Annotated in this window: 17 protein-coding genes, 1 tRNA gene and 2 riboswitches; of the genes, 12 read left to right on the top strand and 6 right to left on the bottom strand. The window is 63.8% G+C overall.

Annotation, left to right across the window (positions count from 1 at the left end):
• The first annotated feature begins 3 nt into the window (after nucleotides 1-3).
• Nucleotides 4-1,206 (top strand): FAD-dependent monooxygenase, encoded by a 1,203-nt coding sequence (locus AC066Y_RS33295; protein ID WP_456722368.1) that lies wholly within the window; start codon nucleotides 4-6, stop codon nucleotides 1,204-1,206.
• Nucleotides 1,207-1,267: 61 nt separating this feature from the next.
• Here the strand turns inward: AC066Y_RS33295 and AC066Y_RS33290 are convergent, their stop codons facing one another.
• Complete coding sequence (locus AC066Y_RS33290; RefSeq protein WP_478277572.1) at nucleotides 1,268-1,702, bottom strand: twin-arginine translocation pathway signal; 435 nt, start codon at nucleotides 1,700-1,702, stop codon at nucleotides 1,268-1,270.
• Nucleotides 1,703-1,998: 296 nt separating this feature from the next.
• A complete protein-coding gene (locus tag AC066Y_RS33285) occupies nucleotides 1,999-3,012 on the bottom strand; it encodes a LacI family DNA-binding transcriptional regulator (protein ID WP_478277571.1) in 1,014 nt (337 codons plus the stop codon).
• 119 nt (nucleotides 3,013-3,131) lie between these two features.
• Here AC066Y_RS33285 and AC066Y_RS33280 point away from each other — a divergent pair, with 119 nt between their 5' ends.
• The 4 genes from AC066Y_RS33280 to AC066Y_RS33265 are packed head-to-tail and all read left to right on the top strand — an operon-like array spanning nucleotide 3,132 to nucleotide 6,751.
• Nucleotides 3,132-4,034 carry a dioxygenase family protein gene (locus tag AC066Y_RS33280; protein ID WP_478277570.1) on the top strand — a complete coding sequence of 301 codons (903 nt, stop codon included), beginning with the start codon at nucleotides 3,132-3,134 and terminating at the stop codon, nucleotides 4,032-4,034.
• A gap of 8 nt (nucleotides 4,035-4,042) precedes the next feature.
• Nucleotides 4,043-4,798, top strand: coding sequence for an SDR family NAD(P)-dependent oxidoreductase (locus AC066Y_RS33275; protein WP_478277569.1), 756 nt, complete (start codon nucleotides 4,043-4,045; stop codon nucleotides 4,796-4,798).
• A gap of 12 nt (nucleotides 4,799-4,810) precedes the next feature.
• Nucleotides 4,811-5,719 (top strand): beta-keto acid cleavage family enzyme, encoded by a 909-nt coding sequence (locus tag AC066Y_RS33270; protein ID WP_478277568.1) that lies wholly within the window; start codon nucleotides 4,811-4,813, stop codon nucleotides 5,717-5,719.
• A gap of 9 nt (nucleotides 5,720-5,728) precedes the next feature.
• The gene (locus AC066Y_RS33265) at nucleotides 5,729-6,751 is read left to right on the top strand and encodes a quinone oxidoreductase family protein (RefSeq protein WP_478277567.1); all 1,023 of its coding nucleotides are present in this window, start codon (nucleotides 5,729-5,731) and stop codon (nucleotides 6,749-6,751) included.
• A 48-nt stretch (nucleotides 6,752-6,799) separates the two neighbouring features.
• Here the strand turns inward: AC066Y_RS33265 and AC066Y_RS33260 are convergent, their stop codons facing one another.
• The gene (locus tag AC066Y_RS33260) at nucleotides 6,800-7,582 is read right to left on the bottom strand and encodes an alpha/beta hydrolase (protein WP_478277566.1); all 783 of its coding nucleotides are present in this window, start codon (nucleotides 7,580-7,582) and stop codon (nucleotides 6,800-6,802) included.
• Nucleotides 7,583-7,728: 146 nt separating this feature from the next.
• Here AC066Y_RS33260 and AC066Y_RS33255 point away from each other — a divergent pair, with 146 nt between their 5' ends.
• Together AC066Y_RS33255 and AC066Y_RS33250 are read left to right on the top strand one after the other, a co-directional pair.
• Nucleotides 7,729-8,175, top strand: coding sequence for a MarR family winged helix-turn-helix transcriptional regulator (locus AC066Y_RS33255; RefSeq protein ID WP_456656622.1), 447 nt, complete (start codon nucleotides 7,729-7,731; stop codon nucleotides 8,173-8,175).
• Between the two features lie 187 nt (nucleotides 8,176-8,362).
• Nucleotides 8,363-8,449, top strand: a tRNA-Leu gene (locus tag AC066Y_RS33250).
• Nucleotides 8,450-8,467: 18 nt separating this feature from the next.
• Here the strand turns inward: AC066Y_RS33250 and AC066Y_RS33245 are convergent.
• Together AC066Y_RS33245 and AC066Y_RS33240 are read right to left on the bottom strand one after the other, a co-directional pair.
• Nucleotides 8,468-10,393, bottom strand: a complete 1,926-nt coding sequence (locus AC066Y_RS33245; RefSeq protein WP_478277565.1) for a phospholipase D-like domain-containing protein — start codon at nucleotides 10,391-10,393, stop codon at nucleotides 8,468-8,470.
• A gap of 191 nt (nucleotides 10,394-10,584) precedes the next feature.
• Nucleotides 10,585-10,872, bottom strand: a complete 288-nt coding sequence (locus tag AC066Y_RS33240; RefSeq protein WP_478277564.1) for a PilZ domain-containing protein — start codon at nucleotides 10,870-10,872, stop codon at nucleotides 10,585-10,587.
• A gap of 280 nt (nucleotides 10,873-11,152) precedes the next feature.
• Here AC066Y_RS33240 and AC066Y_RS33235 point away from each other — a divergent pair, with 280 nt between their 5' ends.
• The gene (locus AC066Y_RS33235) at nucleotides 11,153-11,467 is read left to right on the top strand and encodes a hypothetical protein (protein ID WP_478277563.1); all 315 of its coding nucleotides are present in this window, start codon (nucleotides 11,153-11,155) and stop codon (nucleotides 11,465-11,467) included.
• A gap of 84 nt (nucleotides 11,468-11,551) precedes the next feature.
• Here AC066Y_RS33235 and AC066Y_RS33230 read toward each other — a convergent pair whose 3' ends face one another.
• On the bottom strand, nucleotides 11,552-13,171 hold the full coding sequence (locus tag AC066Y_RS33230) for an ABC transporter substrate-binding protein (protein WP_478277562.1): 1,620 nt from the start codon (nucleotides 13,169-13,171) through the stop codon (nucleotides 11,552-11,554).
• Between the two features lie 269 nt (nucleotides 13,172-13,440).
• Between AC066Y_RS33230 and AC066Y_RS33225 the strand changes: the two genes are divergently transcribed.
• The 4 genes from AC066Y_RS33225 (at nucleotide 13,441) to AC066Y_RS33210 (ending at nucleotide 18,968) form a co-directional block, all read left to right on the top strand.
• Nucleotides 13,441-14,571, top strand: a complete 1,131-nt coding sequence (locus tag AC066Y_RS33225) for a M20/M25/M40 family metallo-hydrolase (protein ID WP_478277561.1) — start codon at nucleotides 13,441-13,443, stop codon at nucleotides 14,569-14,571.
• Nucleotides 14,572-14,663: 92 nt separating this feature from the next.
• Nucleotides 14,664-14,769: riboswitch (glycine riboswitch) on the top strand.
• Between the two features lie 3 nt (nucleotides 14,770-14,772).
• Nucleotides 14,773-14,886: riboswitch (glycine riboswitch) on the top strand.
• A gap of 65 nt (nucleotides 14,887-14,951) precedes the next feature.
• Nucleotides 14,952-16,334 carry a D-amino acid dehydrogenase gene (locus AC066Y_RS33220; RefSeq protein ID WP_478277560.1) on the top strand — a complete coding sequence of 461 codons (1,383 nt, stop codon included), beginning with the start codon at nucleotides 14,952-14,954 and terminating at the stop codon, nucleotides 16,332-16,334.
• Between the two features lie 50 nt (nucleotides 16,335-16,384).
• On the top strand, nucleotides 16,385-17,701 hold the full coding sequence (locus tag AC066Y_RS33215) for an ArgE/DapE family deacylase (RefSeq protein ID WP_478277559.1): 1,317 nt from the start codon (nucleotides 16,385-16,387) through the stop codon (nucleotides 17,699-17,701).
• 262 nt (nucleotides 17,702-17,963) lie between these two features.
• Nucleotides 17,964-18,968 (top strand): ABC transporter permease, encoded by a 1,005-nt coding sequence (locus AC066Y_RS33210; RefSeq protein WP_478277558.1) that lies wholly within the window; start codon nucleotides 17,964-17,966, stop codon nucleotides 18,966-18,968.
• Nucleotide 18,969 lies beyond the last annotated feature (1 nt).

The following is an 18,969-nucleotide window of genomic DNA, read 5'->3' as shown; positions in this document are numbered from 1 at the left end:
TCCGTGGCGCTGACGCGAACCGTCATCGTTGCCGGCGCCGGGATCGGAGGACTGACGGCGTCGCTGGCACTGGCGGCACAGGGCTTTCGCGTCGTCGTGCTGGAAAAGGCCGAGCGGCTCGAGGAAGCCGGCGCGGGAATCCAGCTCTCTCCCAATGCCAGCCGCATCCTGGTCGAGCTCGGGCTCAAGGAACCGCTGGCGCGCCGCGCGGTCACGCCGGAATCCGTCAACATCCTGAGCGCGCGCGCCGGTGGCGAGATCGCGCGGATGCCGCTCGGCCGGGCCGCCGAGTTCCGCGCCGGTGCTCCCTATTGGGTGATCCACCGCGCCGATCTGCAGGCCGCGTTGCAGGCCGCCGTCAACGAGCATCCCGATATCGATCTGCGGCTCGGCTGCCAGTTCGAGGACGTGACCAAGCACGCCAAGGGGCTGACAGTGGTGCAGCGCCGCGGCAACGCACGGCAGGAGGAATTGGCGGTTGCGCTGATCGGCGCGGACGGCATCTGGTCGTCGGTCCGCGGACATCTGTTTCCGGATGTGCAGCCGCAATTCTCCGGCCTGATCGCCTGGCGCGGCACGCTCGATGCGACCGCGCTGCCGCGTGAATATACCGCGCCACGCGTGCAGCTGTGGATGGGGCCGGACGCGCATCTCGTGGCCTATCCGATCTCGGCCGGACGCCAGGTCAACGTGGTTGCGATCGTGTCGGGCACCTGGAATCGGCCGGGCTGGAGCGCGCCCGGCGACATCAACGAGATCAAGGGCGCGTTCGCGACCGCGCGCTGGCCCGCCACGGCGCGGATGCTGATCGGCGCGGTCGATGGCTGGCGCAAATGGGCGCTGTTCACCCTGCCCGACATCGGCCGCTGGAGCGAAGGCGCGGTGACGCTGCTCGGCGACGCCGCGCATGCGATGCTGCCGTTTGCCGCGCAAGGCGCCGGCATGGCGATCGAGGATGCGGCCGTGCTCGCCAAGGCGCTGGCCGACTGCACCGGCGAAAACACCGCAGGCATTCCCGCCGCGTTGAAGCGCTACGCCGAGATGCGGCGCGGGCGCGTGCTGAAGGTGCAGCGCATGGCGCGCCAGCAGGGCCGCATCTATCACTTGAGCGGACCCTTGGCGATCGCCCGCGATCTCGCGATCCGCGCCATCGGTCCGCAGCGCATGCTGGCGCGGCAGGACTGGATCTACGACTGGCGCGCCTGAGAGATCAGGTGAACGCGGCTTGCGGGCGCGATCAGCAATCGGCTCATCGCGAAGTGCTTGTTCAGTGAACGAGGCCTCGCGGCGCGCGCGGGCCCGTTGCCCCCGGCGCAGGCGCCGCGGGTGCGGCCGCCGCCGGCGTATCCGGCGGGCTCTCATGGCACTTGTTGGCGCGCCAGGCCTGGTCCGCAAGCCTCTGCTGGGCGTGGATCGAGATCAGCTCGTTGCGATAAACCATCTCGGAGACCACGGTACCGCCGACGCCGGTCTCCGCCTTGGCCATCAACTTTTCCTGATCCGTCGCGCGAGACGTGAGATTCTTGCGCTCGGTCTCGAGCTGCTTGCAATCATACAGATCGTATTTGGCGGGATCGGCGAATGCCGACGGCACGCTGTCGCCGATCTGCGCGCAGCCGGAAACGCCCGCGGCCGAGGCGAGCAGCGCAACGATGGCTGCCGCGCGCGACAGATTTGGGCGGCGTGAGGGACGAACAGACATTCAGCTTAGTCCGACAGTGTTGAGATTGCCTAAAGCAGCCGCCGGTGTCCGGATTGAGGCTCAATCGCGGCGGCGCGCTGCTTATCCCAATGCTCGGCCGCTGAAGCAAATGGAATTGCAAGCCGCAGGTTAGGTCTTTGAAGGCGCGCCTGGTAGCAGCGGATATCGGAGCGCGGGGCTAAGCCAAGATGGATACCAGGCGCCGCCCCCTTGCGACAGTAGCTTGATCAAGCATCCCAGGATGGAGGTCGCGGAGCGGACACAAGTGTACGAGCGCGTTGAAGACGTGCGCATGTCTAGGCTGCCGGTTGCGTGGACTTCCTGACGACCAACTCGGGAGGAAGTACGACGTGCCGGATCTCGGCCGACCTGCTCTGGAGCATTTCGATCAGCATCCTGGCAGCGATCCGCCCCATCTCGCGGTGCTCGATGCGCACGGTGGTGAGGGGCGGCGAGACGACATCCACGAGTGGCATGTCGTTGTGACCGACGAGCGAGATATCCTCCGGGCACCGCAGGTGCCGGTCCTTCAGAGCGTCAAGGGCACCGATCGCCAGCAGGTCGTTCGCGGCAACGATCGCAGTCACTTGATGCGGCCCACCGACGAGATGCGTCGCCGCCAACGCGCCCCCTTCGCGCGTGTATCCCGCGGCTTCACATACGGCACCGGTCAATCCGTGCCGCGCCATCGCGCGCTCGAAGCCGCCACGCCGCAGCGCGCCGGTTGAAGTCGACAGCGGCCCTGCGATATGCGCAATGCGGCGGTGTCCGATATCGAAGAGATGATCGACGGCGAGACGCATTCCCTTTTCGTCGTCCGAGACGACTGAGGAGACGCGATCGCGCGCTTCCGATCGGTTGACCAGGATCACGGGAACGCCGCGACGGATACAGAAACCGACGAGTTCGTCATCCTGCGAAACCGTCGCCAGGATCAGGCCGTCGACCCGCTGGCTGAGCAGTCTCTCGACAAAGGAGATCTGCTGCGACGATACATTGCCGGCGTCCGCGACGATCGGTGCGTAGCCTTCCGCAGAGAGAACCTCCGTTATGCCGCCCAGGATCGGAGCGAACACCGGATTGGTGATGTCGGGCAGCAGCACACCGACAAGATCGGATCGCCCCAGTCGCAAGTTGGCGGCCAGCCGGTTGGGTTGATAACCCAGCGCCTCCGCCTGGGCGGAGATCCTCCTGGCGACGTCGTCCGCGACCAAATGCCGTTTCTTGGGATCAAGGGCCCGTGACACCGTCGAAGGATGAACGCCGGTGGCGTCCGCGATCTGCTTGATTGTCGTGACCGGTCGATTCACCCAGCGATTCCTGCTGCTTAGCTCGTTTGCGAAATGAGCATAGCGCTTCCCTTGACTTGTTGCAATCGATTGCAATATCTCATGCAAACGATTGCAATCAACCGATTGGGAACCCACCGATGTCTCACGGCATTATCGAAAAGCTCGAGGACGTGACGCCGACCGTGTTGCGAGCGATGGCGTCGACCGACACCGCGCGGCTTCGAACGGTGATGGAAGCCTTCGTCAGGAACCTCCACGCCTTCGCCCGCGAGGTGAAACTCACCGAGGCGGAATACGATCTCGGCATCGATTTCCTGAACCGGATCGGACAGGCCACCCACGACAGCCACAACGAGGGCATCCTCTTCGCGGATGCGACCGGCTTCTCGACGCTGGTCTGCCTGCTGAACAACGGCAACGCCGGTGCGACCGAAACCGCGGCGGCATTGCTGGGCCCGTTCTGGCGGGCCAATTCTCCCCGAACGGAGAACGGAGCATCGATCGTTCGTTCTGCGACACCCGGCCCCGAACTCTTCGTCGCGTGCGAGGTCGTCGACATCGCGGGCAAGCCCCTCGCCAATGTCGAGGTCGACGTCTGGCAATCTTCACCGGTCGGCCTCTACGAGAACCAGGACGAAACGCAGGCAGACATGAACCTGCGCGGCAAGTTCACCACCGACGCCTCGGGTCGGTTCTCATTCAGATCGGTCAAGCCCGCCGGCTATCCCGTGCCGACCGACGGCCCGGTTGGCGACATGCTGCGCGCCCAGAACAGGCATCCCTACCGGCCGGCACACATGCACTTCCTGGGCTTCAAGCCCGGCTACAAGACGCTGATCACGCAGGTCTTCGTCGACCACGATGAGCACCTGGACAGCGACGTGGTGTTCGGGGTGACGCGCACGCTGGTCGGCGATTATCGCCGGCATGACGACGGCGATCCACCGGCGCCCGGGGTCCGCGCTCCCTGGTACACGCTGAACTATCGCTTCACCATGGAAAACGGTGAAGCGATCCTCCCCAAGCCACCGATCAAGTGAGGCTGACGATGAATCGATCCATGAAGGACAAGGTCGTGCTCGTCGTCGGCGGCGCCGGCAGCATCGGGGCCGTGTCCGCCAAGCGCTTCGCAGAACTCGGTGCCCGCATCGCAATCAGCCACCGCGACGTTCCGGACGAAGCCGCCGCCGCGGCAACGGTGGCGCAATCCCTGCCTGGAGACGGCCACGCCGCGTTGATCGCCGACGTCGCGCAGACGGCAACCCTGACGGCACTGCGCGCCGAGATCGAGCGGCGCTTCGGCCGGCTCGACATTCTCGTCAACGCCGCCGGCTTTACCAAGCCGGTGCCTCACGCCGATCTCGACGCGCTGGACGACGACCTGATTGACCGGATGTTCGCGGTCAACTGGCGCGGACAGTTTGCGGCGATCCGCACCTTCGCTCCGCTGCTGAAGGCATCCGGTGACGGCCTCATCGTTTCGATATCATCGATCGCGGGCACCAACGGGATCGGGTCCTCGATTGCCTATTGCGCCGTCAAGGCCGGCATCGACGTCATGACGAAATCGCTCGCCCGCGTGCTGGCCCCCGAGGTGCGCGTGCTCGCGGTCGCACCCGGCGTGGTCGACACCGGCTTCGTTCCGGGCCGCGGCGCGGACTTCAACGCCAAGACCGCGACGACGACACCGCTGAAGCGGATCGCGACCGCGGAGGACATCGCCTCGGCCATTCTCGCCTGCGCAACCCAACTCGGCTTCGCGACCGGAACGACTTTCGTGGTCGACGGCGGCCGCTCGCTTTGAAAGAACAAGTCTATGCGATCTCCCCGCGATAAAGTCATCATCACCTGCGCCGTGACCGGCAACCTGACGACACCCGAGCAGACCCCTCACCTTCCCATCACGCCGGCGCAGATCGCTGACGCCTGTCTCTACGCCGCCGATGCCGGCGCCGCCATCGTCCACATCCACGTCCGAGACCCGCTTACCGGCCGTCCCTCGATGCTGCTCGACCACTATGTCGACGTCGTCGAGCGCATCCGCGCGCGCAACCCCGCGTTGATCCTCAACATCACGACCGGACCGGGCGGACGCTTTGTTCCATCCAAGGACGATCCGAAGATGGCCGCCGAAGGCACGACCCTGATGGCGCCGGAGAAGCGGGTCGAGCACATCGCCGTGCTGCGACCGGACATTTGCACGCTCGATCTCAACACCATGAACTCCGGAGGCGAGGTCGTGATCAATACGCCGGCGAACGTTCGCCGGATGGCGAAAGTGATCGCGGACGCCGGCGTCAAACCGGAGATCGAACTGTTCGATTCCGGCGATATCGCCTTGATGCGCGATCTCTTGGCCGACCGCTCCCTGCAAGGGCCAGTCCTGTGTTCCTTCGTGATGGGCGTTCGTTACGGCTTTCAGCCTGCCCCGGAAACCGTATTGTACGCGCGCGGCCTGCTGCCGCCGGACGCGGAATTCACCGCGGTCGGCATCGGCAAGGCCGCATTCACGACGGTTGCACAATCCTATCTTGCGGGCGGTCACGTGCGGATCGGCCTGGAAGATGCGGTCTATCTCACGCGCGGCCAGCTCGCGACCTCCAACGCGGAAATGGTCACAAAGGCGCGCCGCATCGTCGAGGATCTCGGAGGCGCGATCGCGACGATCGAGGACAGCCGGCGGATCGTCGGCCTGCCCTCGCCCACCAAGACAATCAAGGCTTAGGAGCGGGCTATGAATGCCATCACCAGATCGGGGACCGATGTCGTCGTCGAGGCGACCTGCGTGCGGCTCAATGCCAAAGCCGCCGACGCGGCGGCGATCGCGCCGTCCATCGAGAAACACTCGCTCACGCGGCAACCGCACGAAGTCGTGGTTGCGATCGAAGCCGCGGGCGTCAACCCGTCGGACGTCAAGGCCGCCACGGGATTGATGCCCTATGCGGTGTTCCCAAGAACCCCGGGCCGTGATTTTTCCGGGCGGGTGGTCGAAGGGCCGGACGCATTGATCGGAAAAGCCGTGTTCGGTTCGTCGGGCGACCTCGGAATCCGCCGCGACGGTACGCACGCCAGCCATGTCGTCGTCGAGGCCGCGGCCCTGGTCGAAAAGCCGGACGGAATTTCAATGGATGAGGCTGCAGGGATCGGCGTACCGTTCGTGACAGCCATCGAAGGCTTTCGGCGAGCCGGCGCGCCGAGACCCGGTGAACATGTCCTCGTCATGGGCGCCAACGGCAAGGTCGGGCAGGCTGCGGTCCAGCTTGCGACCTGGCAAGGCGCCAGGGTGATCGGCGTGGTGCGCAAGGACGAACCCTACGAAGGCCACGCCAATGCCCCGATCGAGATCATCAATTCCTCGGCGGCCGACGTCGCGGAACGGGTGCGCGAACTGACCGACGGCCACGGAGCCGATATCGTCTTCAACACGGTCGGTGACCCCTATTTCGACGATGCGCATCATTCGCTTGCAAAGGCCGGGCGGCAGATCCTGATTGCCACGACCAACCAGACGGTCAAATTCAACATCCTGGAATTCTATCGCGGACGGCACACGTATGTCGGCGTCGACACGCTTGCGTTTTCCACGATCGAAAGCGCAGAACTGCTGCGCAGCGTGCTACCTGGGTTCGCCGGCGGCTTCCTGCGCCCCTATCCGATCATCCCGTCCTCGATCTACCCGCTTGCTGAGACGAAGGCGGCCTACACCGCCGTGATCGGATCATCGCGCAACCGCGTCGTTCTGCGACCGGGAGCCTGATCGGGCATCGCTTGAGCCCGATCAGGAACTCGGTCAGGGACGGCTGCGTTACTTCTGCTTGTCGCCGACGCCCTTGGCGGCCTGCTCGATGACCTTTGCCACTGCCTCCGGCTTCGAGACATACACAGCGTGGCTGCCGGCCTGATCGACGGTCTTGGCACCGGCGCGCTTGGCCATCATCCGCTGCGCGTCGACCGGGATCATCTTGTCGTTGGTCGCCACCAGGTACCAGCTCGGCTTGCTCTTCCAGGCCGGCACGGACACCTCGCCATTCAAGGCAGCGACACCCCACGGCACCTGCGAGTCAGCCATGAATGCCGCGACGTCAGGCTTCACATCGGCCGCGAAGGCGGCGGCGAACTTCGCGTGATCGAGCGACAGGAAGCCGTCCTTCGGCGGCAGGATCGGCGGCACCGGCGCGCCGGGCGGCGGATTGGCGATCAGCTTGCCGACCGATTCACCCTGGTCGGGCGCGAACGCCGTGATGTAGACCAGCCCCGCGACCTTCGGATCGGTGCCCGCTTCGGTGACGACGACGCCACCATAGGAATGACCGACCAGAATGACATTGCCGTCGGCGGCGGCGATGGCCCGCTTGGTGACGGCGACGTCGTCCGCGAGCGTGGTGGTCGGGTTCTGGACGATGCTGACCTTGTAGCCGTCCTTCTTCAGGATCTTGTAGACGCCTTCCCATCCCGAACCGTCGACGAAACCGCCATGGACGAGGACGATCGACTTGACCGGGGCGGACTGGGCGTGGGCGGCGGGGATCGTCGCGATGGCGAGGCCCAGCGACGCTGCGGCGGCGAGCAATTTGGTGACAACAGACATTGAAGTTCTCCTAGATGTTTATTTCGCGATAATCTTTATCGCGATAATCATCGTATAACCGCCCTGATTTGCTTGTCCAGATATTTTTTATCGCGATAACGATTTTCGTGGTACATTGGGCAAGCCACCACGAAAGGGCCCCTCCCATGCCAAATCCGGGACCGATTCCGCTGGACAGCCAGCTTTGCTTCTCTCTTTACGGGACGACCATTGCGATCAACCGTGCCTACAAGCCCCTGCTCGACCGCCTCGGCATCACCTATCCGCAATACCTCGTTCTCAGCGTGCTCTGGGAAAAGGACGGACAGATGATTTCGGCAATCGCCGACCGGCTCGCCCTCGAACCCAGCACCATCACGCCGCTGGTCAAGCGGCTCGAAAGCGCCGGCTTTGTGGTGCGCCGGCGCAGTGTGGAGGATGAACGGCAGGTCGGAGTTCACCTGACCGACAGCGGCAAGGCGATGCAGTCGCGCACCGGCTGCCTGACCGATACCTTGCTGGAGCGGTCCGGCCTGACGGTCGACGAACTCATCTCACTCAACAAGCGCGTCCAGGCGCTTCGCAACGCGTTGACGAATTCAGGAACGGACTAACGGACAAACCGCGCCGTTCACACCTGCGATACGTTATCCCGGCGTTTGCCCGGCTGACGACGAAGAGCTAGAAGATGCGCCCGCCGGGGGTTTTGTCCGGAACAGAACGAAACCAGATTTGGAAAACCGCCGAGGGATATTGGAAAGCCTCTCGGTCTAAATTGCGAAAACTCAATAAAATCAAGATGCGGACGTGGCGGAACTGGTAGACGCAAGGGACTTAAAATCCCTCGACGGCAACGTCATGTGGGTTCGAGTCCCACCGCCCGCACCAGTCTGTTGCGCACCACTCTTACTTCTTGGCCTTCGCCTTCTTTGCCTTGGCCTTCTTCGTCGCCTTGGCCTTGGTTTTCTTTGCCTTTGCCGGCTTGCTGGCCTTCGCCTTCTTCGCCGATTTCTTGGCTGACGTCTTGGCAACTTTCTTGGCCGATTTCTTCGGGGCTTTCTTCGGGGCTTTCTTGGGGGTCTTCTTGGCGGCCGTCTTCGCCGACGCCCCGCTAGCCACACTGGACTGTTGCGCCGCGCTGCCGCCACTACGCGTCGGACGCGGCGGCACCGGCTCCTCCATCCAGAAATCCAGCTCCTGCTCCTTGCCGCCGCCCGGCTTCCAGCCGTCGAGCGAATAGATCCGATCCGGATTGCCGCCGCTGCCGAGATAGCCGCGCCAGGAATAGTGGTCGTAGACGCCGTTGATGTGCAGCGCATAGGCCTGGGCAAGCTGTTTGTTGCCGCGGATGATCACGAGATTCTCGTCATTCTTCTCCGAGGCGGCGACCGAGAAATTGTGCGACCCGGTGATGACGGCGCAATTGTCGGAGAACGGATCGATCACGATGGTCTTGGAGTGAACGATCGCAATCATCCCCGCGTTGCGGATCTGCTGGACGCTGAACTCGACGTCGGCCCATGAGGGTTCGTTGGTCGCGCTCACGCCATGCGGCAGCTGGACGTCGTCATGAAAGGATTGTTTCGGTGCGCCCGATTTGACGACCTCCCCGCCGACCGAAACGATGTCGCCGTTCTTGCTGGCCATCATGGTCGACACCACGCCGCGGACATAGATGTCGTTCTGCTGTGCGCGGTCCAGCAGCGCATCCAGCAGCGGCGATTGACCCGGCATGAACATCAGGAAGAGCGCGCCGTCCTTGGCGTTCTTGATCAGGTCCAGCACCGGCTTGAACTCGGCCTCGCCGTTGGTCGCGGCGAAGTAGACCGAGATGTTGCTGTCGCTGGTCGGACTGGAATTCGACGTCTTCAGTGCCGGCGGCATGGCATTGCCCGCGGCGACCAGCTTGCCCCACTGATCGAGGTAGCGCTTGGCGATCACCGCATTCTCGATGATCAGCACGTTGTTGAGCTGCGTGCACAGCCCGGTGGTGGTCCAGTTGGTGCTGCCGGTCAGCACGCGGATCGCGTTGCCATGCGCGTCGCTCTCGACCACGAACTTGTTGTGGACGCTGGGCGACGACCTGCCCGCATTCGACAGATCGCGATGCTTGACCGTCAGGCCGGCGCCACTGAGCTCGCCCGCGATGTTCGGCTTGGTCGCACTGCCATTGCCGAGCAGGACGTTGCCGCGGCTGCCGAACGGTTTCAGCGCGCCGACCAGCTCCTCGTCATTCATCTCGTAGATCGCGGCATGGATCTGGCTGCCGCGGAGATCGGCATCGTGCAGGAAGGCCAGTATCTCGTGCAGAGCATCGCCTGACAGGTAGCGCCGCGCCTGATTGGCCGGGTCGGACAGGCTCTTGACGAAATTGCGCAGCGCGTCGTCGGACGTATCGCCCTGCACGAAGCGGCTGACGATCTGCGACATCAGGGTGCCGCGGTTGAAATAGGCCGACAAGCCGCCGCCCGCATCGCCCGAAGCGATCGCCGGCGTCGTCCAGGCCGACACCGAGGCGGCATCGGGCGTGAACGTCCCGTTCGCGCCGCTCTTCATCGCGGTGACGCGATACGAGACATTGTCGGTGTCGACGACGCTGTGATCGGTCCAGATGCAGCGCCGGAACGGCGACTGCGTCGAGGAGATGCCGGCGTCCGCCACCGGTTTCTCGCCGGGCTTCGGCGGAATGCGGTTGGACAGCACGGTCGTCTGCTGCGTGATGTTGTTGCGCCGCTCGAGCTGGAATCCGACCCAGTCGCTCGACCAGGTGTCCGGCTGCCAGGCGATCAGGATATCATCGGCGTTCGCGTAAGCCTTGACATTGATGGTCATCACAATTTCCCCGAGGCTGGGTGAATGCGCAGCTGCGAAATATTGGACACCGCCTTCGCACGGCGAGAGCGTCCTGGAGCGGCACCGATATCGGCCCGTCGGACAATACCCCGGTAACCTTGGGTAGTTTGTGAAATAGGCGACAACTGTTCGTGCAAATCGGCGCGACGCGGCGCGCCGGGCATCGAGCCCTAATCGAACGCCAGTCCCAGCCGCTTCTGCTTCTTCCATACGATGCGGCACGGCCACCGCTGGCCGTCGACGCCGAGGGTGAAGCGGTCGGGAAACCACAGCGGCGAGTTGACCTCGATGCAGGCGCCCTGAGGCGAGACATTTCGGACCGTACAGGCGATCGCTTCATTGCCGAACTCGATCGCTCCCGACTTGAGCACGCGGCGGCGCGCGCCGGCACGGCGCTTCTCGGTCGGCATTGGCTGTTGCGCGCTGGCCGGTGCGGGCCTGCTATGGTCGTCGGCCATGGGCCCGTCGCGGTAGGTACACAAGTCGGCGGTCAGACTACGATGCAATACTGACGGGAACCTTAAAGCCGCCGCTATCCAAATTGGTATGCCACGCGCCCGCCCACGGCTTGAGCAGGCAGCCGAGGCGTCACCATGCCTGCATCACCTCATCGTGTTTTGCGGGTGTGGCAGGGTTCACATGCCGCGATCGTCACGTGGTGTAGGGTCGTCGCATTGGAAATTCCGGCCGCACATTTCGCGGGCCCACATTTCGAGATCAATGAGTTGGAGATAGGCGATGACGATTGCGGATCGCAATCGGATTGCTGATCGCAATCGGATTGTCGGCAATACCGCGCCCGATCATGGCGCTTCCGTCCTCGAGCACGGCGACGACGCAGCCCATTGCAGCAACGGGCTCAACGCACAGAAATTCCTCGATGCGACGCACGACGAGCGCGTGATCTACCGGCGCTGGATTCGCAGCGCGATCGTGCTTTACGGATTGTTGGCGTTCGCCACGGGAGCGATGGTCTGGGTGAAGAGCGCCGGCGTCGGACAGACCCAGCTTTCGAGCCTGTCGAGCACGAGCAACGCGAAATCAGGCCATTAGATTAGCCGCCGTCGCGGAACGGCTGCGCGAAACGAAAACGGCCGGGACGGGTCCCGGCCGTTTGTGTTGCATCAAGCCGCAAGCCTACTCGGACTTGTCGATATTCCAGAAGATCGGCGTCGCCGGACCGTCGAGCACACCGGTCAACGATTTCCGCCACGCGCTCGGCCCCTGATACTGCCCGAGCGGAATGTAGATGACCTGCTCGTAGGCTTCCTTCTGGATCTCGGCCGCGATCTTCTTCTGCTCGTCGAGCGACGGCGCGCGAACGAAGGCATCCTTCAGCTTTTCGATCTTGGCATCCTCGGCCCAGCCGAACCATCCGCCATTCTTGCCCTGGCCGCCGATCGAGAGGTTGGCGATCGGGTTGGAGACGTCGGCGCTGACCCAGTTGGTGAAGAACATGTTCCAGCCGCCTTCTTTCGGGGGCTTCTGGCTGGCGCGGCGGGTCACCACGGTCTGCCAGTCGGTTGCCTGCAGGTCGACCTTGAAGCCGGCATCACGCAACTGCTGGGCGACGACGATTGGCTGCGCCTTGAGCGTGGTGACATCGCCGGGCGCCATGATCACGATCGGCGTGCCGTCATAGCCCGACTCCGCGAGCGCCTTCTTGGCCGCGGCCATGTCGCCGCCCTTCGCCAACGTCTCGCCGCCGACATCGGTCGCAAACGGCGTATCGCAGATGAAGAAGGCGACGCAGGTCGTGTAATATTTGGGATTGCCGACCAGGGCGTCGAGCACCTGCTTCTGGTTGACCGCCAGCAGCGCCGCCTGGCGGACCTTGACGTTGTCGAACGGCGGATAGAGGAAGTTCATGCGGCCCAGCGTCTGGAACCCGGCCTTGTTCAGCGTCTCGATCTTGAGGTCCTTGTCGGCTTCGAGGACCGACAATGTGTCGAGCGACGGATTCTCCAGGAAATCGATATCGCCGGATTGCAGCGCATTCATCGCGGTCTGGGCGTCGGCCATCGTAACCCATTCGACGCGGTCGACCTTCACCACCTTGCCGCCCGCGGTCCAACTCGCCGGCTCCTTGCGCGGCACGTAATCCTTGTTCTTCTCATAGACCGCCTTCACGCCCGGCTGGAATTCGGCCTGGACGAATTTGAATGGGCCCGAACCGATCTGCTCCGGGATCGGCTTGTCCGGCGGCGTTTCCGCCAACCGCTTCGGCATCATGAAGGCGACGCGCGACGACGGCTTGCCGATCGAGTCCAGCACCAGGCCGTAGGGCTCCTTCAGCTTCAGCGTGATCGTCTTCGCGTCGGTGGCCTCTAAGCTCGCGGTAAAGTCCATCAGCTTCTGGCCCATGCCGTCGACCTTGGCCCAGCGCTTCAGCGAAGCGACGCAGTCTTCGGCGGTCACCGGTGTTCCATCGTGCCACTTCAGGCCGTCGCGCAGCGTGAACGTGTAAGTGAGCTTGTCGTCGGACACCTTCCAGTCGGCCATCTGCGGCTGGATCTTGAAGTTGGAGTCGGTCGCGATCAGCGTGTCGTAGACCATGTAGCCATGGTCCCGCGTGATGTAGGCCGTGGTCAGGATCGGATCGATGACGCGCAGATCCGAGTGCATCACCGCGGTAATGGTCTTGCCCGCGGCCATGGCCTGCGGCGCAAAGGACAATTCCTGCGGCGCGAACGACAGCGCGAGCGCCGTCAACGCAGCCGCTAGCGTGCGGTGCTTCCAACGCGAGATAGGGAACATGCAATTTCTCCTGACGTGTAACTGGTCAAAGCCGGCTTATTCGTTATGCATGCGGTTCGTTATTTAGGCGAACTAACATGCTGTATGGCTTGTGAAATCGAGACTTGCATCAAGCGCAATGCGCGTCAATCGGTTTCCGGCAGGATCGAACGTATACGAACGAATGAGCGGCAGGTTCAGCGCATTTGACTTTACAAAGTCGTCTTCCGAGCTTTTCGTACGGCACGCGAACGCGTATCGGCGCGCACAAACAACAAGAGAGAAAAGACATGAACCCCGCCAATCTTCCTTTTGATTCCGAAGCGATGCTGCAGGGGCTGCGCAGCTGGGTGGAATGCGAGAGCCCGACATGGGATGCGGCCGCGGTCGAGCGCATGCTCGACCTCGCCGCGCGCGAGATGGCGGTCATGGGTGCGACGATCGAACGCATCGCGGGACGCCAGGGCTTTGCCGGCTGCGTCCGCGCCCGTTTTCCCCATCCGAAACAAGGCCAGCCCGGCATCCTCATCGCCGGCCATCTGGACACCGTGCACCCGGTCGGCACCATCGAAAAGCTGGCGTGGCGGCGCGAAGGCAACAAGTGCTTCGGGCCCGGTATCTTCGACATGAAGGGCGGCAACTATCTGTCGATCGAGGCGATCCGGCAGTTGGCGCGCGCGTCCTTTACGACGCCGCTGCCGATCACCGTGCTGTTCACGCCCGATGAAGAGGTCGGCACGCCGTCGACGCGCGACATCATCGAGGCCGAAGCCGCGCGCAACAAATACGTGCTGGTGCCGGAGCCCGGACGGCCGAACAACGGCGTCGTCACCGGCCGCTACGCGATTGCGCGCTTCAATCTGGAAGCTGTCGGCAAGCCGAGCCATGCCGGCGCGACGTTGTCCTCCGGCCGTTCCGCGATCCGCGAAATGGCCCGGCAAATCATTGCGATCGACGGCATGACCACCGAAGACTGCACCTTCTCGGTCGGCATCGTGCATGGCGGGCAATGGGTCAATTGCGTCGCAACGACCTGCACCGGCGAAGCGCTCAGCATGGCCAAGCGCCAGGCCGATCTCGACCGCGGCGTCGAGCGCATGCTGGCGCTGTCGGGCACCGCCAACGACGTCACCTTCAAGGTGACGCGCGGCGTCACCCGCCCGGTATGGGAGCCGGATGCCGGCACCATGGCGCTCTATGAAAAGGCCAAGGGCCTTGCAGCGGCGATGGGCCTCGATCTGCCGCACGGCAGCGCCGGCGGCGGATCGGACGGCAACTTCACTGGTGCGATGGGCATCCCTACCCTCGACGGCCTCGGCGTTCGCGGCGCCGATGCACATACGCTCAACGAGCATATCGAGATCGAGAGCCTCGTCGAGCGCGGCCGCCTGATGGCGGCGCTGCTGGCGACGCTGGACTGACATCGATTTGCACTGCACAACACGTTGGCACTGCCGGATCGAAATTTAGCCTTGTCCAATTTTGAGGCTTCGCCTACGGTCCGGCCGTCCAACGCGACGATGCGGGAGAGATCGAAGCCACAACATTCGTGTTGTTGCTTCGGCGCCGACGGAGCAACCGCCCCGGAAACTCTCAGGCAAAAGGACTGTATCGTCAGGACGATCTGGAGAGAGACGGACACGACCGCATCAAGGGCCGTGACGTCCACCGAAGGGGATAGTCTGCCATCGGGCCCTGGCCCGATGCGGATCAAGCTCTCAGGTACCGTGACAGATGGGGCGCCGACGCCGGTTTCACCGGTGGTTCGGCGACTCTAACCCACGGGAGCCTGAAGACCACCATGCCTCACATCGCAATCATTGGCGCCGGCATCACCGGCGTGACGACAGCCTATGCCCTGCTCGAACGCGGCTATCGGGTGACTGTCCTCGACAGGCATCGCTATGCCGCGATGGAAACTTCGTTCGCCAACGGCGGACAGCTTTCTGCCAGCAATGCGGAAGTGTGGAACAGCGCCGCGACCATTCTCAAGGGGTTGCGCTGGATGCTTCGCAGCGACGCGCCGCTGCTGATGAACCCGAAGCCGAGCTGGCACAAATATTCCTGGATCGGCGAGTTCGTCGGCCACATCGGGCGCTATCGTGCCAACACCATCGAGACGACGCGGCTCGCAATCGAGGCGCGCAAGCATCTGTTCTCGATCGCACAGCGCGAGAATATCGCCTTCGATCTCGAACGCCGCGGCATCCTGCACGTCTATCACGACAAGGCCGGCTTCGAGGCGGGCCTGCGCGTCAACACGCTGCTGCAACAAGGCGGGCTCGACCGCCGGCCGGTGACGGCGGACGAAATCCGCAGCATCGAGCCCGCGCTGCAAACGACCTGCTATGGCGGCTTCTTCACGCCGTCGGACGCGACCGGCGATATCCACAAGTTCACGCGCGGGCTCGCCGACGCCTGCATCCGCCGCGGCGCGAGCTTCGTCCATGAAGCCGACGTCGATGCGATCGCGCGCGGCGACGACGGTTTCCGCATCGGCTGGAACGAAGCCGCTTCGCACGATGCTGAGGTCGCGAGGCGACATGAGTTGCAGGCGGACGGCATCGTCATTTGCGCCGGCGTCGCGAGCCGCCACTTCGCAGGCCTGCTCAACGACCGCGTCAACGTCTATCCGGTGAAGGGCTATTCGATCACCGTGCAGCTCGATGCGCCGCAAAGCCAGGACGCTGCGCCAACCGTCAGCCTGCTCGATGAGGCGGCGAAGATCGTCACCAGCCGGCTCGGCGCCGACCGCTTCCGCGTCGCTGGCACCGCCGAGTTCAACGGCTTCAACCGCGACATTCGCGCCGACCGCATCCAGCCGCTGGTGGATTGGGTGCGGCAGCATTTTCCCGGCATCGACACGTCGAGGGTCGTGCCGTGGGCCGGCCTGCGCCCGATGATGCCGAACATGATGCCGGTGGTGCGCGCCGGACGGTATCCGGGCGTGTTCTACAACACCGGCCACGGTCATCTCGGCTGGACGCTGTCGGCTGCGACGGCACAGATGGTGGCAGGCGCGATTGATGACTGCGCGACCTCGACGCGCCCTCGGTGTTGCCGTCGCAGGTCGATGCGACCGAGGCCGCCCGCGCAGCTTTCCCCTAATTATCCGGTCGACGAGGAAGAATATGAGCGTATTTGCGTGTGGCCAAGTCGGAATTCGCTGAGAAACACCGCATGACAACGACTAGCGTCATATTGGGGAAAAGCGCTTCAGCGCGGGAGGGGACAATGCGCATTGGGGTGGCGGACACGCATGAGACGCTGACCAAGCCGGATCAGATTGCCGCGGAGCTGTGCGCGGCCGTCGATCGAAACTTCGACGATCAGATCGCATTCCTGTCGCGCATGGTGCAGTTCCGCAGCTTGCGCGGACAGGAAGCGCCGCAACAAGCTTGGCTGGCCGAGCAATTCGCAAAGCGCCGCTACGAGGTCGATACGTTCAGCCTTGCGGACGTCAACCTGATGAGCCATCCGAAGGCCGCACCGATGGACGGCATCGATCTTGCCGGATCGCAGCAGGTCGTTGCGACGCTCAACAGCACAGGCAGCGGGCGCAGCCTGATCCTGCAAGGTCATATCGACGTGGTGCCGGAGGGGCCCGCTGACCTTTGGGACCGGCCGCCGTTCGCGGGTGCCGTGCACGACGGCTGGATGTTCGGGCGTGGCGCGCAAGATATGAAGGCCGGTGTCTCGGCAATGATCTTCGCGCTCGATGCTTTCCGCGACGCCGGCTATGCCCCTGCCGGCCGCGTCCATCTGCAGACCGTGACCGAGGAAGAGAGCACCGGCAACGGCGCGCTGTCGACCTTGATGCGCGGCTATCGCGCCGACGCCTGCCTCATTCCCGAGCCAACCGGACACACGCTCACGCGCGCCCAGGTCGGCGCCGTCTGGTTCCGCCTGCGCGTCCGCGGCACGCCGGTGCATGTTGCCTATTCCGAGGCCGGCACCAGCGCGATCCTGTCGGCGATGCATCTGGTGCGCGCGTTTCAGGATTACATCAAGGCGCTCAACGCCCGGGCGCTCGACAACAGCTGGTTCCGCAGTGTCAAGAATCCGATCAAGTTCAACGTCGGGATCATCAAAGGCGGCGATTGGGCCAGTTCGACCGCGGCGTGGTGCGAGCTGGACTGCCGGCTTGGTCTCTTGCCCGGCGAAACACCACAGCAGGCGATGCGCGGCATCGAGGAATGCCTGACTGAGGCGCACAAGGCTGACGAGTTCCTGTCCGACAATCCGGCCGAGCTGGTGTGGAGTGGCTTTCAGGCGGACGCAGCGGTGTGCGAGCCCGGCAGCGAAGCGGAAGCAGCTCTGTCTGCCGCCCATCACTCCGTCTTCCAGGCTCCAATGCAGGAGCGCCTGTCCACGGCCGTCAACGACACCCGCTACTATTGCGTCGACTACGGCATACCCGCACTTTGCTATGGTCCTTACGGTATCGGCCCGCACGCGTTCAACGAACGGGTCGAGCTCGACAGCCTTCGCAAGACGACGCAGAGCATCGCACTGTTCGTCGCCAACTGGTGCGGCGTGATGCGAGCGTGAATGGACTTGTCGTTTCAGGTCGGTGGCGCATTGCGCCATGTGCAATTCGAAATAGCGCTTCAGACCAAGGGAGGCTTCCAACGGCCTGAACCGCGCCTTGATATAACATCGCCATTGGCACAGTATTTGCCTGCAAATTCATCACGTTCGCGCTAGCCTTGAGACAACACGCAGAAGCGCATGAGACACATCACGGGGACACCATGAGTATGATGCGGCCCAGCCTTCGCTTCGCACCACCCGACGGCAGGAGATAGCAACGATGCTCGGCTATCTCCTCCGCCGCATCCTCGCCGCCATTCCCGTAATGGGCGTGGTGGCTCTGTTCGTGTTCCTGTTGCTGCGGCTGACGCCGGGCGACCCGGCCGCCATTCTCGCCGGCGACAATGCGACGCCGGAACAGCTCGATCGCATCCGCACCTCGCTTGGTCTCAACGAGCCGATCTACATCCAGTTCTATACCTGGGTCGCCAAACTCCTGCACGGCGATCTCGGCGTCTCCCTGATCTCGAACAAGCCGATCCTCGAGATGATCGGTCCGCGCCTTGAGCCCTCGATTTCGGTCGCGCTGGCCACCATCGTCCTCTCGATCCTGGTGGCGGTGCCGCTCGGCGTGATCGCGGCGTGGAAGCACGGCACCTGGATCGACCGCTGCGTGATGGGGCTTTCGGTGCTCGGCTTCTCGGTGCCGGTGTTCGTGATCGGCTATGTGCTGATCCAATTCTTTGCGATCGATCTGCGCTGGGTGCCGGTGCAGGGCTTCAAGAGCATCATGTCCGCCTGCCCGGCAGCGCCGCCGAAACCGCTTAGCGCGCTGGAGGTCGCCACCTGTATGGGGGACGGCTTCGGTCCGTTCTTCCAGCGCCTCATCCTGCCGACCTGCACCCTCTCCTTCATCTATGTCGCGTTGATCGCACGCATGACGCGAGCCTCGATGCTCGATGTGCTGGGTGAGGATTACGTGCGCACCGCGCGCGCCAAGGGCATCGGCGAGACCGGCGTGCTGCTGCGCCATGCGCTGCGCAACGCCGCGGTCCCGGTCATCACTGTGATCGGTTCCGGTTTCGCGCTGCTGATCTCGGGCGTCGTCGTCACCGAGAGCGTGTTCAACCTGCCCGGCATCGGCCGCCTCACCGTCGATGCGGTGCTGGCGCGCGACTATCCGGTGATCCAGGCCATGATCCTTTTGACGTCGGGTATCTATGTCGCGGTCAATCTCTTGATCGACCTCGCTTACACCCTGCTCGATCCTCGTATCCGGTACTGAG

The sequence above is a fragment of the Bradyrhizobium sp. USDA3010 genome (assembly GCF_056429065.1).
Note: the sequence above shows the minus strand (reverse complement) of the source record. Positions and strands in the feature narration are given on the sequence as shown.

What these genes read in the sequence shown, in the direction of transcription:
- AC066Y_RS33270 (WP_478277568.1), top strand. Translation starts at nt 4,811, where the DNA reads ATGCGATCTCCCCGCGATAAAGTCATCATCACCTGCGCCGTGACCGGC.
- AC066Y_RS33275 (WP_478277569.1), top strand. Translation starts at nt 4,043, where the DNA reads ATGAATCGATCCATGAAGGACAAGGTCGTGCTCGTCGTCGGCGGCGCC.
- AC066Y_RS33265 (WP_478277567.1), top strand. Translation starts at nt 5,729, where the DNA reads ATGAATGCCATCACCAGATCGGGGACCGATGTCGTCGTCGAGGCGACC.
- AC066Y_RS33215 (WP_478277559.1), top strand. Translation starts at nt 16,385, where the DNA reads ATGCGCATTGGGGTGGCGGACACGCATGAGACGCTGACCAAGCCGGAT.
- AC066Y_RS33255 (WP_456656622.1), top strand. Translation starts at nt 7,729, where the DNA reads ATGCCAAATCCGGGACCGATTCCGCTGGACAGCCAGCTTTGCTTCTCT.
- AC066Y_RS33290 (WP_478277572.1), bottom strand. Translation starts at nt 1,702, where the DNA reads ATGTCTGTTCGTCCCTCACGCCGCCCAAATCTGTCGCGCGCGGCAGCC.
- AC066Y_RS33280 (WP_478277570.1), top strand. Translation starts at nt 3,132, where the DNA reads ATGTCTCACGGCATTATCGAAAAGCTCGAGGACGTGACGCCGACCGTG.
- AC066Y_RS33235 (WP_478277563.1), top strand. Translation starts at nt 11,153, where the DNA reads ATGACGATTGCGGATCGCAATCGGATTGCTGATCGCAATCGGATTGTC.
- AC066Y_RS33240 (WP_478277564.1), bottom strand. Translation starts at nt 10,872, where the DNA reads ATGGCCGACGACCATAGCAGGCCCGCACCGGCCAGCGCGCAACAGCCA.
- AC066Y_RS33260 (WP_478277566.1), bottom strand. Translation starts at nt 7,582, where the DNA reads ATGTCTGTTGTCACCAAATTGCTCGCCGCCGCAGCGTCGCTGGGCCTC.
- AC066Y_RS33245 (WP_478277565.1), bottom strand. Translation starts at nt 10,393, where the DNA reads ATGACCATCAATGTCAAGGCTTACGCGAACGCCGATGATATCCTGATC.
- AC066Y_RS33220 (WP_478277560.1), top strand. Translation starts at nt 14,952, where the DNA reads ATGCCTCACATCGCAATCATTGGCGCCGGCATCACCGGCGTGACGACA.
- AC066Y_RS33210 (WP_478277558.1), top strand. Translation starts at nt 17,964, where the DNA reads ATGCTCGGCTATCTCCTCCGCCGCATCCTCGCCGCCATTCCCGTAATG.
- AC066Y_RS33230 (WP_478277562.1), bottom strand. Translation starts at nt 13,171, where the DNA reads ATGTTCCCTATCTCGCGTTGGAAGCACCGCACGCTAGCGGCTGCGTTG.
- AC066Y_RS33225 (WP_478277561.1), top strand. Translation starts at nt 13,441, where the DNA reads ATGAACCCCGCCAATCTTCCTTTTGATTCCGAAGCGATGCTGCAGGGG.